We start from the raw sequence: 15,341 nt of genomic DNA on the forward strand, positions 1-15,341 counted from the left end.
TTAATGCAGGTCAGGGATATTTTCATCCAAGCATTGGCTAGACTGATTTCTCCGAGTATTGGCTAACCTGGGCCCTTTCAGGATTGGCTAACCCAAGATCATCTCGGGATGAACGGCGGTCAGGGCGCGGGTGCGAGCAGATCCGCGGGGATCTGCTCGTCCTGCTCGAGCGCGCCGAAGAACTCGATGGCGCGCTCCCGATCCCACAGCAGGACGTTGCCGACCCCGTAGACATCCTCGAAGCCACCGACGGGCACTGTCGCAGTGACCGTCTCGCCGCGCATCGCCCACGCGAGCCGGCCGAGATCCCACAGGTGGTCGCCGTCGTCGACGCGCACCGACGCTGCCGCACCCGAGACCAGCGGCCACAATCGGAACGGGTTGAGAAAGGTGGAGGGGCCGGTCGCCTTGCTCAGCAAGGCCGACATGAACAGCCGCTGGTTGTTCATCCGATCGAGATCGGCGAGCGGTGTGGCGCGGGTGCGCACGAAACCGAGCGACTGCGCGCCGTTCAGTTCCTGACAGCCCGCTTCGAGTTGCAGACCCGCCAGCGGATCGTCGATCGGATACGGGACACAGATGTCGACGCCGCCGACCGCATCGACGATCGACGCGAACCCACTGAATCCGATCTCGGTGTAGTGGTCGATGTGGATTCCGGTTGCTCCCTCGACCGTCTGGACGAGCAACTGCGGCCCACCGAGCGCGAACGAGGCGTTCAGTTTGTCCTGTCCGAATCCGGGGACGGACACGTACGAGTCGCGGGGGAGGCTCACCATCGTGGTGGCGCCACCTCCGCTGGGGACGTGGACGAGCATGATCGTGTCGGTGCGATCGGGGCCGACATCGCCGCCGGTCGCGAGTTCCTGTTCCTGCTCGGGGGTGAGCCCGATGCGGCTGTCGGAGCCCACCAACAGGAAATTGGTTCCGGGGGTATCGCCGATACGGCCCTCGTAGTCGGCGAGCGCATCGATGCGGTCGAGTTTGCCGTCGAAGTAGACGACACCCGCGACCGCCGCGATGAGCAGGACGGCGAGCAGCGCGCCTACGCGGCGCAGGGTCCGCCGGACACCACCTGGTCGTCTGCGTCGCGGTTCGGGCTCGGCGACCGGCGGGCGCCGCCGGCGCGGAGGCGCAGGAGGCGGTGGGGGCGGTGCTGTCGCTGCACGTCGCTTGTCGACGAACGGTTCGGGTTGCTGCCGCCGCTGATGTTGTTGTTGCGGCCGATGCTGCTGCGGCGGCGGAGGCTGCCGTCGGGGCGGCGGTTGTTGCCGTGGAGGTGGCTGCCTTCGCGGGGGTGGCGGCGCGGCGCGGCGCTCGGACCCGGGTGCCTGCGACCAGGCCCGCGGCGGCGCGGGCGGGTTACGCCGGATCACCTGATTGCCTTCCGGAGGAGGAGGCGTGGCGTGCGGCGGGGCGGGGCGGCGCATCGGTGGTTGCCGACGCGGCGGCGGCCCCTGGGGTGGGCGCGGCCGGTTCCGAGGGTCGGGGTGGTCGCCGTTCACCCGGACAACTGTACGTTCACGGCAGTCGGTCGCATGTTCAAGACAACCATGAGACGTGCTCCCGCAGTGCTTGGTACCCGATGAACGCGACGCAGTCGATCAGCGCGTGGGCGATCACGAGGGGCCACAGTTTCGAGGTGCGTTGCCAGTACCGGCCGAACACCAGGCCCATGATGACGTTGCCGAAGCCGCCACCGAGTCCCTGGTAGAGGTGGTAGCTGCCGCGGAGCAGGGCCGAGGCCAGTAGCGAGCCGTTCTCCGACCATCCGAGCTGCCGTAGACGCGTGATCAGATACGCGACGACCAGTATTTCTTCGGCGCCCGAGTTGGCGATGGCCCACAACACTTCTGTGGGCAGGCGCCACCAGTAGTCGGCGAGGATGCTCGGCGCCACGTTGAGGTTGAGTCCGGCGGCACGTGCCCCGAGGTACAGCGCGAGGCCGGGCAGCCCGATGAGTGCGGCGAGCCCGGCGCCTGGAAGCCAGTCGCGGCGCAGTAGTGGACGCGCGAAGCCGATGATCTTCGGGCCGTGGCCGCTGCGCCACAGGAGATAGAGGCCGAGTGCGGCCCATGCGAGCAGGCGGACGATGCCGAGGAGTTGTCTGGCGAGGTCGATGAACTGCTGTGACGACCGCGGGGCATTCAGCGCGACTGTCTGATCGGATAGCGGCTCCGGTGCAAGGGCGGCTTCCAGTAGCGACAGGATCGACGACAGGCCGCTGAGCCCGAAGGTGACGAGCAGGACGATCGCGATTTCGATCCACAAGGCCCGACGTTCGGCAGCATCGAGCGGTGTGCCGGGATTCTGCCGGGGTGGATTGAGCCAGGCGCGGATCGTCGTCACGGGAGCGATTGTGCCCGAACGTGCTGCGGGGCCGATTCTGCGCTCAGTGAGTAGCGCGCATTCCGTTCATGAACGGGCATCCGACGAGCATGCGCAGTGCCTTGCTCAGTCCGCTCGGCTCGTCGACGGGTTCCGGGAAGGGGATGCGAACGTCGTGGTCACCGTTGCCCGATTCGATGCGCAGGCGCAGGCCGTAGCGGTCGAGGCCGAGGGGCCGGATTCGGCCGGTGCGCGCCGACGGCGGGATTCTCCTGGCGATCCGGGCGAGGATGTCCGCGTGATCCTGTTCGAGGTGTTCGAGCCACGCCGTCTCGTAGGTGGCGAAGGGGTCGGGGGCGGCGTCGAACACGTCGGGAAGGTCGACGGATTCGGCTCCGGTGGTGTCTGCGGCAACCACGGATGTGAGTCGGAGCACCAGTAGTTCGGAGTTGTGGCCGACGTCGAGGAGTTCGGGGTGCGGAAGGATCTCCGCGACGTCGGCCGCGATCTGTCGCGGCTCGTCGACGGGGAACAGGTTCCCGCTGAGCCAGATCAGCGACCGGACGGGGTTGCGCAGATTGAGGGGCGAGTGGTCGGTGAGCTCGAGCATCGCGGGTAGGCCTGCGGCTCCGGACTGCCAGGCGAGTGCGACCGCGGTGGTCTCGGCCGGTACGACGATCGCGATGTTTCCGTCGTCCTGTAGGAAGTGGACGGTCGTCGGGATCGGGTCGCAACCGTCGATCGCAAGGTAGGTGGTGTCTGCGCGGATGAGAGCGGTGCGCACGCGTTCCGCGGTTGTCGGCGCCGGAATGTCGGTCGTGGTGGTCTGCATGCGGGCCCTCCTTCTTAAGTAGGTGAGGCAAACCTAAGTCATTGTGACGGTGGTCGCAAGGGTTTCCGCGTTAGCCTGAATGACGTGTCGATCCCACTGCCCCTCGGAATGCCGCCTTCGCGCGAAGAACCCCGTGGTCTGCTCGACGCGCTGCTCTCGCGTCGCTACGAGACGCTGGAGGCCGCCCTCGCTGTCTCGGGACCGGAACTGGCGGCACCGATCGTTCCCGCGAGTGAAGTCGCGGAGTTGCCCGATCGCGGTGTGATCGTCGAATTGGATGCCTCGGGCGAAGCCCCGTCGCCTGCAGGCCGGCGACCCGTTCGCTACCAGCTCGACTGCACCCTCGACGACCTCGACGACGTGCTCGCATTCACCGCTCCCGCGCCGCTGGCGGTCTACGTGCAGGTCGACGACGCGGTCCTTGCCGACTCGACCCTGGCCGACACGGCTCGCGCACTCACCGAAGCCGGGCACATCCCCGGGTTGCCGACCGGCCGTGCGCCGGGCGCCGTTGCCGATTTCCTCGCCGTGCTCGCACATGCCGACACCGGATTCGTTGCCCGCGCCGAATCGGCTTCCGACGTGCTCGCACTGCTTTCCGGTACGGCGGCAGCGCTCAGTGGATTCGACATCCGCGGTGCCCTGACCGCGCCCGACGCCGACCGCCTCGGTCGCTTGATCCCCGAGGCCGCCGAAGCATTGCGGGAGATCCTGCTCGCTGTGGAAGTCGACGACCTCGACGCGGTGCTGGGTGGACTACGGACGGCGGGTCTCTCCCCACGCTGACAGGGTTCATTTCGATGACGCATCCCGGCAAGCGGCGGTGCGTAATCTGTAAGCCGTGCCCCGTATCGCGTATTTCGGACCGACCGGAACCTTCACCGAAATGGCCCTCGCCCGTTTCGAGGACTTCGGCGTCTTCGACGAGCCCGTCGAGCGTGTACCCGCGGCCAGCCCTCCGGCCACACTGCAGTTGCTGCGCGACGGCGAGGTCGATGCTGCGGTAGTTCCCATCGAGAGTTCCGTCGAGGGGTCGGTACCGCCGACGATGGACGCGCTCTCGATCGGGCCCCGCTTGCAGATCGTGGCGGAAACCGAGCTCGACATCGCCTTCACGGTCGTGGCGCGCGCCGGGACGACCCTCGACACGATCGAGACCATCGGCGCGTACCCCGTGGCGGCGGCCCAGGTTCGGCAGTGGGTCAGCGACACGTTGCCGAACGCCACGATCGTGGCCGCATCCTCCAACGCGGGCGCGGCCGAGGATGTGGCGGCGGGCAAGGTCGACGCGGGAGTATCGACGGCGCTCGCCGGTCAGCGACTGGGTCTCGAGGTCGTCGCCGACGGTGTTGCGGATTTCGCAGGAGCCCGAACGCGGTTCGTACTCGTCACCCGTCCGGCGCCGGTCCCGAAGCGCACCGGCCGCGACCGCACGTCGGTGATCCTGCAACTTCCCCATGAGCCGGGGTCGCTGGTCCGTGCGATGACGGAATTCGCGACGCGCGGCATCGACCTGACCCGTATCGAGTCGCGGCCGACGCGAAAGGAATACGGCACCTACTTCTTCCACTTGGACTGTGTGGGGCACATCGACGACGCACTCGTCGCAGAAGCGCTCAAGGCACTCCACCGTTTCGCCCAGGTGCGGTTCCTCGGTTCATGGGCGGCGGTGTCCGAGCCGGGTGTCGCACCGGTGTCGGACGAGGAGGATGCACAGTGGCTGGAACGATTGCGGCGCGGAGAGGAAATCAGTTGAACGGGAAATTGATCCTGGCCCGGCACGGCCAGACGGTGGCGAACGTCGAGAAGCGCCTCGACACGAAACTCCCCGGGGCGGAGTTGACCGAGCTCGGAATCACGCAGGCGAAGACGCTCGGCAAGAACCTCGTCGAACGCGCGCCGACGCTGCTCGTGTCGTCCCAGGCCATTCGCGCAAAGCAGACAGCCCTGCATGCGCAGGATCCGGTGGGTCTTCGAGCGTCTGCGCGGGACGGACTGCACGAGGTGCAGGTCGGCGAACTCGAGGACCGCAACGACGAAGAGTCGCATGCGATGTTCGTGAAGGTCTACCAGTCGTGGCACGACGGCGACCTACGTGCCCGGGTCCCCGGCGGCGAGAGTGCATTCGACGTCCTCGACCGATTCGTGCCGGTGCTCGACGAGCTGCGCGCAGACTACCTGGAGGCAGGATCGGGCGACATCGTGGTGGTCAGCCACGGCGCTGCCATCCGCCTCGTCGCGTCGTACCTCGGGAAGGTGCCCGGCGGTTTCGCAAGCGGAAACCACCTGGCCAACACCGACACCGTCGAACTGGAGCCGGTGCCCGGTGGCGGATGGGAGTGCGTGCGGTGGGCATCGGTCCACGCGCCGTTCCACGACACTGCCCGCGCCGGAGCCGACGACCCTATGGGCTGACGGGGGCATGCTCATTCGTCTCGGAGTGAGGCCTGATAGCCGGTCGTGAGCCAGAAGACCGTGCGATCGATCGTGGGCACGATCTCGGTGATGTCGACGTATCCCGCGTTGCAACGCCCCACGAGGCCGTAGACGACGCTGGAGAGGATCGATTCGAGCTCCGCGACGAACTCGGGATCCACGTCCGACAGCACTGCCATGCCGATGGGTACGACGGGGTCGAAGCCGCGCACGGCGAGGCTCTCGCCGCCCGGCGCGGCCCGGACGCGAAAATATGCGAAGAGCATCTCGGGATGCTGTTCCCACGGCTCGAAGATTGCGCGGATCACTCGCATCATCGCCGGGTGTAGTGGTTCGCCGGGGTCGCGGCTCTGTGTGGCCAGCTCGGTGTAGTTCGACTTCATCCAGTGTTCGATCGCGGCAAGGATCAGTTCTTCGCGCGTGGCATACCGCTTGTAGATGGTGGTCAACGAGATCCGTGCCCGCCGTGCCACCTCGCGCAGTTGCACCGCGTCGTAGCCGTCGTTCTCGAGAAGCTCGACGACCGTGGTGAGCAGCCGTTCTCCGGTCCGGTCCGGTTCGCCGGTGATGTCTGCGTTCTCCATGTTTGTGAATTTCCTTGCCCTATGGGGATAACGGGGTTATCGTCTCGCTAGTAACGTTGTTACTCAGCCTACCTCCGGCGCGACGTGCACGCGTCTGTCACGCCACCCGGATCTGCACACGTCGCCTCGTTCACCGAAAGGCCAGTGATCCGATGACCGATCTCGCCTCGGCCGACTACTTCTCCGATGGAGAACTCGCGCAGAATCCGTTCGAATACTTCGACCATCTCCGAAGCATGAATCCTGTATTTCGCGAACCGAACTACGGGGTAGTGGTTGTCACCGGCTATCAGGAGGTGGTCGAAGGATTCAAGAACTCCGACGCTCTCTCTGCAGTCAATGCGATCGGTGGACCGTTCCCTCCGTTGCCGTTCGAACCCGAAGGCGACGACATCACCGACCAGATCGAGGCGCATCGTCACCTGTTTCCGATCTCTGAACACATGGTGGTGATGGACCCACCCGATCACACACGGGCGCGATCCCTGCTGGGCCGACTCCTCACACCGAAACGCCTCGTCGAGAACGAGGAGTATCTTTGGACGCTGGCGGATCAGCAGTTCGACGAGTTCATCGACAACGGGAGCTGCGAGTTCCTCGGCGAGTACGCCAAACCGTTTGCAACGCTGGCGATCACGGACCTGCTCGGTGTCCCTGAAGGTGACCGCGAAGACTTCCGTCGCGCGCTGGGCGCCGGAGAACGTCCCGGAACCCGCGTCGGATCGCTCGATCACGAGCCGGTGGGTATCAACCCGCTGGAGTATCTCGACGAGAGATTCACCGGCTATCTTGCCGACCGGCGTCGTGAGCCCCGCGGCGACATTCTCAGCGGTCTTGCTACGGCAACGTATCCGGACGGATCAACACCGGAGCTCATCGAGGTGGTACGACCCGCCACCTTCCTGTTCGCTGCCGGCCAGGAAACGGTGACGAAGCTCCTCAGCTCGGCGCTGCGGGTGCTGTGCGAACGGCCGGAGTACCAGCAGATGCTTCGCGAGGATCGCAGTCTGATCAAGCCGTTCATGGAGGAGTCGCTCCGATTCGACAGCCCGACCAAGATCGACTTCCGTCTCGTGCGTAAGACCACGACGATCGGTGACGTCGACGTCCCGGCGGGGACGATCGTCATGCTGAGTCTGGCAGGTGCCAACCGTGATCCGCGAAAGTTCGAAAACCCCAATGAATTTCGACTCGATCGTAAAAACTCACATGAGCACATCGCGTTCGGGCGTGGACTGCACACGTGCGCGGGTGCACCGCTCGCCCGAATGGAGGGCCGGGTCACTCTGGACCGGCTTCTCGACAGGATGAGCGACATCAGGATCAGCGAGGGGCGACATGGATCGACGGACGAACGGACATTCGTCTACGAGCCCACTTTCCTCCTGCGGGGTCTCGTCGACCTGCACATCGAATTCGAGAAGGCCCTGAAATAGCCCGAACGGACAGGGAAAGTTCGAAAAATACTGCATCGAGCGGTCGTTCGATGCACGACGCGAGAGGTGAATCATGGCAGGCAGGGTTGAAGGCAAGGTCGCACTCATCACGGGTGCAGCGCGCGGTCAGGGGCGTAGTCACGCGGTGAGGCTCGCGCAGGAAGGCGCAGACATCATCGCACTCGACATCTGCGGTCCGGTCAGAGAGGATGCGCAGATCGCCCCGGCATCGCCGGAAGATATGGCCGAAACAGTCGAGCTGGTCAAGGGTTTCAACCGTCGCATCGTGACGGTCGAAACCGACGTCCGCGACTTCGACGCGGTGAAGACCGCGGTGGACACCGGCGTCGAGCAACTGGGCCGACTCGACATCGTCGTTGCCAACGCCGGAATCGGGACCGGTGGTGCACCGCTGCACGAGACCGACGAGTTCGACTGGCAGGAAATGCAGGACATCAATCTGTCGGGAGTGTGGAAGTCGGTGAAAGCCGGTGTGCCGCACATGATAGAAGGAGGCAGAGGTGGCTCGATCATCCTGACGAGTTCGGTCGGGGGATTGAAGGCCCACCCCAATATGGGGCCGTATATTGCTGCGAAGCACGGCGTCGTCGGCTTGATGCGCTCGTTCGCGGTCGAGCTGGGACAGCACTTCATCCGGGTCAACACCGTTCATCCCACGAACGTGAACACACCGATGTTCATGAACGAGGGTGCGATGAAGATGTTCCGTCCCGATCTCGAGAACCCGGGCCCGGAGGACATGAAGGTGGTGGCCCAGCTGATGCACGTGCTTCCGATCGGCTGGGTGGAACCCGAGGACATCAGCAATGCCGTGCTGTTCTTGGCATCCGACGAATCGCGTTACGTCACAGGACTCACCTTGTCGGTCGATGCGGGAAGTGCGCTCAAGTAATCCTGCGGACAGTGGTCGAACTTTATCTCGGAATTCTCACGCGGCAGAGGATCTCGCTGTGAAGTAGCGCGAACCAGCCGTACGCCGCGCCGGTCCACCCTCATTCCATCACTTCGGCGAAGAGTGCTCGCGCAGCTGCCGTCGCGGCGGCCTCGTCGCCCGCGATCACAGCGGTCACCAGGGCCGTGTGCTCGTAGTGGAATCCTTGTCCGGTCGTGTGGATGTGTCGGTCGACGGTCTGCCGGATCGACGGCAGCAGTGAGTCGTAGAACTCGAGGTACACGGCGTTGTGGCTGGCTTCGACGATGGCCCGGTGGAGTGCGATGTCCGCTTCGACCGCTGCATCGGTATCGGAGTCGGCGAAGCGGTTGTTGCGTTCGTCCAGGAGCGTCTCGAGGCGCGCAACGTCGTCGGAGGTACGTCGGCGCGCTGCGAGGACAGCCGCGGTCACGTCGAGTGTCTGTCGCAGTTCCTGTACGTCGCGCTCGTGTGCGGTCGCGAAGTACTTGCCGAGGGTGCCGCCGATGTCGGAGGTCGCGACGACGTAGGTTCCCGAACCTTGACGGCGTTCGAGGAGGCCCGTGTGCACGAGGGCCTGCACGGCTTCGCGGACCGTGTTGCGACTCGTTCCGGTGAGTGCTGTCAGCTCCGGCTCGGTGGGAATGCGATCTCCGACGGCCCAGCGTCCCGCGCAGATCTCTGCGCGGAGTTGCTCGGTGACCTGCGAGATCAGGCTCGTGCGCCGAACGGGTTGCCCTAGAGTCATCCTGTCATCCTATGATTTATGGCGTGAATGTTCTACGCGGCCGCCTCCTTGTCTTCTGTGCGATCGCGATGTCCGCACTCGTGCTCCGACTTGCCGTCACCTCCTTCAGTCCGCTCGCGTCGCAGATTCGGGAGGAGATCGGCTTCTCGTCGACCGTCGTGGGTGTATTCGGCATGGTGCCGACCGCCATGTTCGCGCTCTTCGGGATCTGTACCCCCGTCCTGGCCCGACGGTGGGGTCTCGAACAGACAGCGCTGATCGCGATGCTCATGGCCGGCATCGGCATGGCGACCCGGGCGTTCATGGACGAAACCTGGTCGCTGCTCGCTCTCTCGGCACTGGCCCTCGGTGGGATGGGCATCGGCAACGTCGTCATCCCACCGCTCGTGAAACGGTACTTCTCCGACCGTCTGGCATTCGTGAGTTCGGTGTACATCGTCGGAGTCCAGATCGGCACCATTGCACCGGCTTTCGTTGCGGTGCCGCTCGCGGATGCGTTCGGGTGGCGTGTGTCGATCGGAATCTGGGCGGTCGCCGGTTTCGCCGCGGCGCTGCCGTGGATCGTAATTCTGGCTCGCCGACGCGGGGCCGCCGCGGAGGAACACCACGGAACTGCACCGCAGGCACAGGGCAAGGTCTGGCGTTCGCCGGTGGGATGGGGCATGGCCGGGATGTTCGGCATGACCTCGCTGGTCACCTACTCGATGTTCACGTGGATCCCGGACATCCTCACCGACGCGGGCGCCACTCCCGCGTTCGGCGGCGCGATGGTGGGTCTTTTCTCGTTCATGGGCTTGGTGTCCGCTTTCGGCGCCCCGTCGCTGTGCGCGCGGATGCGGAACCCGTTCCCCGTGGTGCTTGCGTCCGCGTCGTGCTTCTTCATTGCGTTTCTCGGGCTGTGGCTGGCCCCGATGAGCGTGCCGATTCTGTGGATCGTGTTGCTCGGCCTGGGGCCCAGCACCTTCCCCATGGCGTTGACCTTGATCAACCTGCGGACCCGCAGCCACATCGGATCTTCCGTCCTGTCGGGATTCACACAGGGCGTGGGCTATGCCGTCGCGTGCCTCGGCCCGTTCCTGTTCGGGGTGCTCCACGACGCCACATCGGGATGGGGTGCGTCCTTCGCCCTGCTCGGCGTGGCCGTCGTGGTGCTGGTGACCGGGGGCTACCAGGCCTGCAAGCCGCGTGCGCTCGAAGACACCTGGCATCCGGTGGAGTCACGTGTGTGACGCGGGGATGCCGCGTGAGGCCACTGACGGCTGTGCATGTTCGCATGTCGGCACAGGTATCCTCGAGCCGTCCGGGTATATAGCGATCGATAGGTTGGATGCGTTTCATGGGGAGTTCGACCGACGACACAGTTACCGCGGAAGAGACGGTCGCGCCCGACTGGCGCACCCTCGAGCCGATGGAGCTCACCCCGATCCTGTCGGCGAGCCTCGATGCGTTCTACGAAACCGGCTTCCACGGCACGTCGGTGCGTGAGATCGCGCGACGCGTCGGCGTCACGGTGCCCGCGTTGTACTACCACCACGAGAACAAAGAGGGCCTGCTCATCGCGCTGCTCGAGCTGTCCACGAGCGACGTGCTCTCACGCTCGCACGCGGCCGACGCCGAGGGCGGCACCGACCCGGTTCAGCGTCTGTCGAACGTCATCGAAGCCATCGTGCTGCGCATGACGATGCGCGCGCGGCTCGCGGCGATCGAAGGTGAGGTCCGCTACCTGAGCCCCGACAACCGCCAGCGTTACCGCGCGGTCCGCAAGGGCATCGAGGAGATCGTGCGGCAGATCGTCGAAGACGGAACCGAGTCGGGATCGTTCGACGTCGAGGACGCCGCCGAGACCACCCGCGCTCTGCTGGGAATGTGCCAGTCGATTCCCCGCTGGTACCACGCCGAGGGCACGCTGAGCCCGCCGGAGGTCGCGAAGAAATACGTGAAGATCGCTCTCAAGATGGTCGGGGCCCCGCGCGCCTGACGAGGCCCCGACGATCCGTTCGTCCGATCAGAGAGTGCGGAAGTTCGCCGGCCGCTTCTCCTGGAATGCGGTGACCCCCTCGGCGAACCCCGGTCCGGCCAGTAACGTCATCTGGCCCTCGAACTCGCGGCCGAAGGCGTTCTCGAGTTCGGTGAGCGTCGCATCGTTGATCGCGTGCTTGGTGGATGCCAGGGCGTCGGTAGGTCCGTCTGCGAGCCGTTTCGCGAGTTCGGCCACCTTGCTGTCGAATTCGTCGTCCGGGTAGGTATCGGCGATCAATCCGGCGGCGAGAGCGTCGGGGGCGGGGAGCCGTTCGGCGAGCAATGCCATCTTCATCGCGCGGGCGCGCCCGACCGACGCGGCGACCAGTGCGGTGGCGCCGCCGTCGGGCATCAGGCCGATCCTGGTGAACGCGAGGAGGAAGTATGTCGACTCCTTGGCGACGGTCAGGTCGCACGAGAGTGCCAGCGACACACCGACACCCGCTGCTGCCCCGTTGACGGCGCCGATGACGGGGCGGGGGAACGCTCGGAGCAGGCCCGCCACCCGGTTGGCGGCGTCGATGGTGTCGGTGGTCGGCGGTGCCGAGAGGTCGCGGCCGGCGATGTCGGCGCCCGAGCAGAAAGCCCGGCCGGTACCGGTGAGGACAGCTGCGCGAACCGAGTCGTCGGTCGCGTACTTCTCGAAGGCGTCGCCGATCGTGTTGAGGGTCTCGGCCTTCACGGCGTTCATGCGCTCGGGGCGGTTGAGCGTCACGCGCAGGATGCCGTCGGTGACATCGACGGCGACCTCGGGCAGATCGGTGGACGGGTTGTCGGTCATGGGGAAATCCTTCGGATATCGATATCAGGGGTGGAGTGAGAGTGCGACTTTTCCTGTCGCCGAACGGTTCGCGAGTGAGTGCAGTGCGCCCGCTGCCTGGGTCAGGGGATAGACGGTGGGCTCGGGAACCTGCAACTCTCCGGAGCTCAGCAGGGGGCCGAGCGTCTTCCACTGCTGTGCAGGGTAGTCGGGCAGCTGGCGGATGTGTTCACCCCATCCGGCGCCGACCACCGAGATGTTCTTCAAGAGAAGGCGATTGACCTTCACCGTGGGAATCTCGCCGGCGGTGAAGCCGAGGACCACGGCGCGTCCGCCCGGAGCGAGGCTGCGAAGGCTGTCGGTGAACCGGTCGCCGCCCACGGGGTCGAGCACGATGTCGACACCGCGGCCGTCGGTGAGTTCGAGTGCCTTGTCCTTGAATCCGTCGACGGCGATGGTGTGGGTCGCCCGGTTCGCCCTTGCTACCGCCGCCTTCTCGTCGGTGCTGACCACCGCGATGGTTTCTAGGCCGAGTGCCGCGGCGACCTGGAGGGCGGCGACACCGAGGCCACCTGCGGCGCCGTGGACGAGCACGGTCTCGCCGGAGCGGTACCGTGCGCGTTCTTCGAGAGCGAAGTGGGCCGTCAGGTAGTTCAGGGGCATTCCGGCCGCCGCCGTGAGCGACACGTCGTCGGGAAGGGGGAACACGGAGCGGGGGTGGACGGCAACCGTCTGCTGCCACGACCCGGTGTTCACGAGGACCGCTACGCGCTGGCCGGCGCTGAACCCGCTGCCTTCGGGCGCGGAGCGGACGACTCCGGCGCCTTCGGATCCGAGGACGCAGGGGAGTGGGCGTACCACCTGGTAGCCCGCGCTGGTCTGGAGGAGATCGGGGAACGAGACACCGGCCGCGTGCAGGTCGACGACGACGTCGTCGGGGCCGGGTGTGGGTTCCGGTATGTCGACGGTGTGCACACCGTCGGGTCCGGTGTTCTCGGTCAGATGTGCAGCATGCATGGGTCTCCCGCCGTGGTCGCCGAGTCGATGTTCGCGCTCACGGCCAATCATTACCAGACGAAACTGATCGGGCGCTAGATAAAGCCGGCCCATTGCCCGAGCGCTCGTTCCGTGGTACTCCTTTAGCGATCGATAAGTAACAGATTCTGGGATCCGAAGGGGCACGCATGGCCGACGACACGACCACGACGGACGCTGCAGCGCTGTACGAAGTGCGCGGTGGGGTCGCAATCATCACCCTGAACCGGCCGAAGGCACTCAACGCCGTCAACGGCGCGCTGTCGACCGCCGTCGGCACATACCTCGAGCAGGCCGAGAGCGACGCCGACGTCCGCGTCATCGTGATCACCGGCTCCGGCCGAGCCTTCTGCGCGGGTGCCGACCTGAAGGCCATCGCATCGGGCGAGGACACCTCGGCTGCCGGACACCCGGAGTGGGGCTTCGCCGGATACGCGCAGCACTGGATCAGCAAGCCCACGATCGCGGCTGTCAACGGATTCGCGCTCGGCGGCGGAACCGAACTCGTTCTCGCCAGCGACCTCGCGGTGGTCGACGAAGAAGCCAAGCTCGGACTGCCCGAGGTCAAGCGCGGCCTGTTCGCCGCAGCGGGCGGCGTGATCCGGCTGCAGCAGCAGATCCCTCGTAAGCTCGCTCTCGAGCTCGCCCTCACCGGAGAGCCCATCTCGGCCGCACAAGGCAAGGAGTACGGCCTCGTCAACCGGGTCGCTCCGGCAGGTACTGCCCTCGACGTCGCCCTCGGGATCGCCGAAACCATCGCCGCCAACGCGCCGTTGTCGGTGCGCGAATCGAAGTCCATGATCTACCGCACCGCGAACCTTCCCGACTGGGAGGACGCGGCGTGGAACGCCAACGTCGAAGCACTGAAGATTGTCTTCAGCAGCGAGGACGCCATCGAAGGCCCCACCGCGTTCGCGCAGAAGCGCCAGCCCGTGTGGAAGGGCCGCTGACCGGAGAGCCCGGCCCGGTGTCGCGGCGACCGCTCCTGCGACACCGGGTCGCACCAAACCCCGCGAAGATTCAGGAGTCACCATGACCAACGCAGTCATCGTCGATGTCGTCCGCACCGCGGTCGGCAAAGGCAAGCCCGGAGGCGCACTTTCGGGTACACATCCCGTCGAACTGCTCGCGCACGTGCTGCGCTCGCTCGTCGAGCGCAACGGCATCGATCCCGCTCAGGTCGACGATGTCATCGGCGGGTGTGTCAACCAGGCCTCGGAGCAATCGCTCAACATCTCTCGCACCGCCCTTCTCGCGGCAGGCTTCCCCGAATCCGTGCCTGCCACCACGATCGACCGTCAGTGCGGTTCGAGCCAGCAGGCAGCCCACTTCGCGGCGCAGGGCGTCATCGCCGGTGCGTACGACATGGTCATCGCGTGCGGCGTCGAATCCATGAGCCGCGTCCCGATGGGCACCTCGTCGATGGGCAAGGACACCCACGGTCCGAGCATCCGCACGCGTTACCCGGACGGCCTGGTCAACCAGGGCATCTCCGCCGAGCTGATCTCGGCGAAGTGGAAGTTCGACCGCGACGCGCTCGACGCGTTCTCCGCGCAGTCGCACCAGCGTGCCGCTGCCGCCATTGCCGCCGGGCACTTCGACAAGGAGATCGTCCCGATCGAGGTCACCAATGCGGCGGGCGAGCAGGTGCAGCACACGGTCGACGAGACCGTGCGCGCCGCAACGACCGCGGAAGGACTGGCCGGTCTGAAGCCGTCGTTCTACACCGAGGAGTACGCCGCACGCTTCCCCGAAGCGCAGTGGATCATCACCCCCGGAAACTCGTCGCCGCTCACCGACGGCGCCTCGGCCGCGCTGATCATGAGCGAGGAACTCGCGAACAAGCTGGGCCTCACCCCACGTGCCCGTTTCCACTCGTTCTCCGTCGCCGGTGACGACCCGGTCTTCATGCTCACCGCGCCGATTCCGGCCACGAAGAAGGTCCTCGCCAAGTCCGGCCTGAACATCGACGACATCGACGCCTACGAGGTCAACGAGGCCTTCGCGCCCGTGCCGCTTGCGTGGGCGCACGAGTTCGGCGCCGACCCGGCCAAACTCAACCCGTGGGGCGGCGCGATCTCGCTCGGCCATGCGCTCGGCTCGTCGGGCACCCGCCTGCTGAGCACCCTCGTCAACCACCTCGAAGCCACGGGTGGTCGTTACGGACTCCAGACGATGTGTGAGGGCGCGGGCATGGCCAACGCCACCATCATCGAACGTATCTGAACTGCA

Annotated in this window: 16 protein-coding genes; 9 read left to right on the forward strand and 7 right to left on the reverse strand. The window is 66.0% G+C overall.

Annotated elements, in window-relative coordinates:
- Positions 1 to 119 precede the first annotated feature (119 nt).
- The 3 genes from HCA61_RS16315 to HCA61_RS16325 all read right to left on the reverse strand — a co-directional run bounded on the left by HCA61_RS16315 (position 120) and on the right by HCA61_RS16325 (position 3,160).
- Positions 120 to 1,376 carry an LCP family protein gene (locus HCA61_RS16315; protein WP_247274099.1) on the reverse strand — a complete coding sequence of 419 codons (1,257 nt, stop codon included), beginning with the start codon at positions 1,374 to 1,376 and terminating at the stop codon, positions 120 to 122.
- A 166-nt stretch (positions 1,377 to 1,542) separates the two neighbouring features.
- Positions 1,543 to 2,349 carry a CPBP family intramembrane glutamic endopeptidase gene (locus tag HCA61_RS16320; RefSeq protein WP_169689214.1) on the reverse strand — a complete coding sequence of 269 codons (807 nt, stop codon included), beginning with the start codon at positions 2,347 to 2,349 and terminating at the stop codon, positions 1,543 to 1,545.
- Between the two features lie 43 nt (positions 2,350 to 2,392).
- Positions 2,393 to 3,160 carry a DUF2470 domain-containing protein gene (locus HCA61_RS16325; protein WP_169689215.1) on the reverse strand — a complete coding sequence of 256 codons (768 nt, stop codon included), beginning with the start codon at positions 3,158 to 3,160 and terminating at the stop codon, positions 2,393 to 2,395.
- Positions 3,161 to 3,244: 84 nt separating this feature from the next.
- On the opposite strand from HCA61_RS16325, the gene HCA61_RS16330 reads away from it, so the two are divergent.
- From HCA61_RS16330 to HCA61_RS16340, 3 genes are read left to right on the forward strand one after another with little or no spacing between them, the layout of a single operon-like run.
- On the forward strand, positions 3,245 to 3,946 hold the full coding sequence (locus tag HCA61_RS16330) for a hypothetical protein (RefSeq protein ID WP_346777572.1): 702 nt from the start codon (positions 3,245 to 3,247) through the stop codon (positions 3,944 to 3,946).
- Between the two features lie 55 nt (positions 3,947 to 4,001).
- Positions 4,002 to 4,916: a prephenate dehydratase gene (gene pheA, locus HCA61_RS16335; protein ID WP_169689216.1), complete on the forward strand. Its 915-nt coding sequence runs from the start codon at positions 4,002 to 4,004 to the stop codon at positions 4,914 to 4,916.
- Positions 4,913 to 5,575, forward strand: a complete 663-nt coding sequence (locus HCA61_RS16340) for a histidine phosphatase family protein (protein ID WP_169689217.1) — start codon at positions 4,913 to 4,915, stop codon at positions 5,573 to 5,575. Before pheA ends, HCA61_RS16340 begins: the two co-directional genes overlap by 4 nt.
- Positions 5,576 to 5,586: 11 nt before the next feature.
- On the opposite strand, the gene HCA61_RS16345 is transcribed toward HCA61_RS16340, so the two are convergent.
- Positions 5,587 to 6,180: a TetR family transcriptional regulator gene (locus tag HCA61_RS16345; protein WP_169689218.1), complete on the reverse strand. Its 594-nt coding sequence runs from the start codon at positions 6,178 to 6,180 to the stop codon at positions 5,587 to 5,589.
- Positions 6,181 to 6,332: 152 nt separating this feature from the next.
- On the opposite strand from HCA61_RS16345, the gene HCA61_RS16350 reads away from it, so the two are divergent.
- Together HCA61_RS16350 and HCA61_RS16355 are read left to right on the forward strand one after the other, a co-directional pair.
- Positions 6,333 to 7,616: a cytochrome P450 gene (locus HCA61_RS16350; protein WP_169689219.1), complete on the forward strand. Its 1,284-nt coding sequence runs from the start codon at positions 6,333 to 6,335 to the stop codon at positions 7,614 to 7,616.
- A 73-nt stretch (positions 7,617 to 7,689) separates the two neighbouring features.
- Positions 7,690 to 8,529 carry a mycofactocin-coupled SDR family oxidoreductase gene (locus HCA61_RS16355; RefSeq protein ID WP_169689220.1) on the forward strand — a complete coding sequence of 280 codons (840 nt, stop codon included), beginning with the start codon at positions 7,690 to 7,692 and terminating at the stop codon, positions 8,527 to 8,529.
- A 100-nt stretch (positions 8,530 to 8,629) separates the two neighbouring features.
- Here the strand turns inward: HCA61_RS16355 and HCA61_RS16360 are convergent, their stop codons facing one another.
- Positions 8,630 to 9,295, reverse strand: a complete 666-nt coding sequence (locus tag HCA61_RS16360) for an FCD domain-containing protein (protein WP_169689221.1) — start codon at positions 9,293 to 9,295, stop codon at positions 8,630 to 8,632.
- An 11-nt stretch (positions 9,296 to 9,306) separates the two neighbouring features.
- Between HCA61_RS16360 and HCA61_RS16365 the strand changes: the two genes are divergently transcribed.
- Together HCA61_RS16365 and HCA61_RS16370 are read left to right on the forward strand one after the other, a co-directional pair.
- The gene (locus HCA61_RS16365; protein WP_169689222.1) at positions 9,307 to 10,524 is read left to right on the forward strand and encodes an MFS transporter; all 1,218 of its coding nucleotides are present in this window, start codon (positions 9,307 to 9,309) and stop codon (positions 10,522 to 10,524) included.
- A 107-nt stretch (positions 10,525 to 10,631) separates the two neighbouring features.
- Positions 10,632 to 11,273: a TetR/AcrR family transcriptional regulator gene (locus HCA61_RS16370; RefSeq protein ID WP_169689223.1), complete on the forward strand. Its 642-nt coding sequence runs from the start codon at positions 10,632 to 10,634 to the stop codon at positions 11,271 to 11,273.
- 27 nt (positions 11,274 to 11,300) lie between these two features.
- Here the strand turns inward: HCA61_RS16370 and HCA61_RS16375 are convergent, their stop codons facing one another.
- Both HCA61_RS16375 and HCA61_RS16380 read right to left on the reverse strand, forming a co-directional pair.
- Complete coding sequence (locus HCA61_RS16375; protein ID WP_169689224.1) at positions 11,301 to 12,095, reverse strand: enoyl-CoA hydratase; 795 nt, start codon at positions 12,093 to 12,095, stop codon at positions 11,301 to 11,303.
- A 24-nt stretch (positions 12,096 to 12,119) separates the two neighbouring features.
- Positions 12,120 to 13,091 (reverse strand): NADPH:quinone oxidoreductase family protein, encoded by a 972-nt coding sequence (locus HCA61_RS16380; protein WP_169689225.1) that lies wholly within the window; start codon positions 13,089 to 13,091, stop codon positions 12,120 to 12,122.
- A gap of 167 nt (positions 13,092 to 13,258) precedes the next feature.
- Here HCA61_RS16380 and HCA61_RS16385 point away from each other — a divergent pair, with 167 nt between their 5' ends.
- Positions 13,259 to 14,059: a crotonase/enoyl-CoA hydratase family protein gene (locus tag HCA61_RS16385; protein ID WP_169689226.1), complete on the forward strand. Its 801-nt coding sequence runs from the start codon at positions 13,259 to 13,261 to the stop codon at positions 14,057 to 14,059.
- Between the two features lie 82 nt (positions 14,060 to 14,141).
- A complete protein-coding gene (locus HCA61_RS16390; protein ID WP_169689227.1) occupies positions 14,142 to 15,335 on the forward strand; it encodes a thiolase family protein in 1,194 nt (397 codons plus the stop codon).
- Positions 15,336 to 15,341: the final 6 nt, after the last annotated feature.

Origin of the sequence: Rhodococcus sp. HNM0563, assembly GCF_012726195.1 — a bacterium.
Taxonomy (GTDB): domain Bacteria; phylum Actinomycetota; class Actinomycetes; order Mycobacteriales; family Mycobacteriaceae; genus Rhodococcus.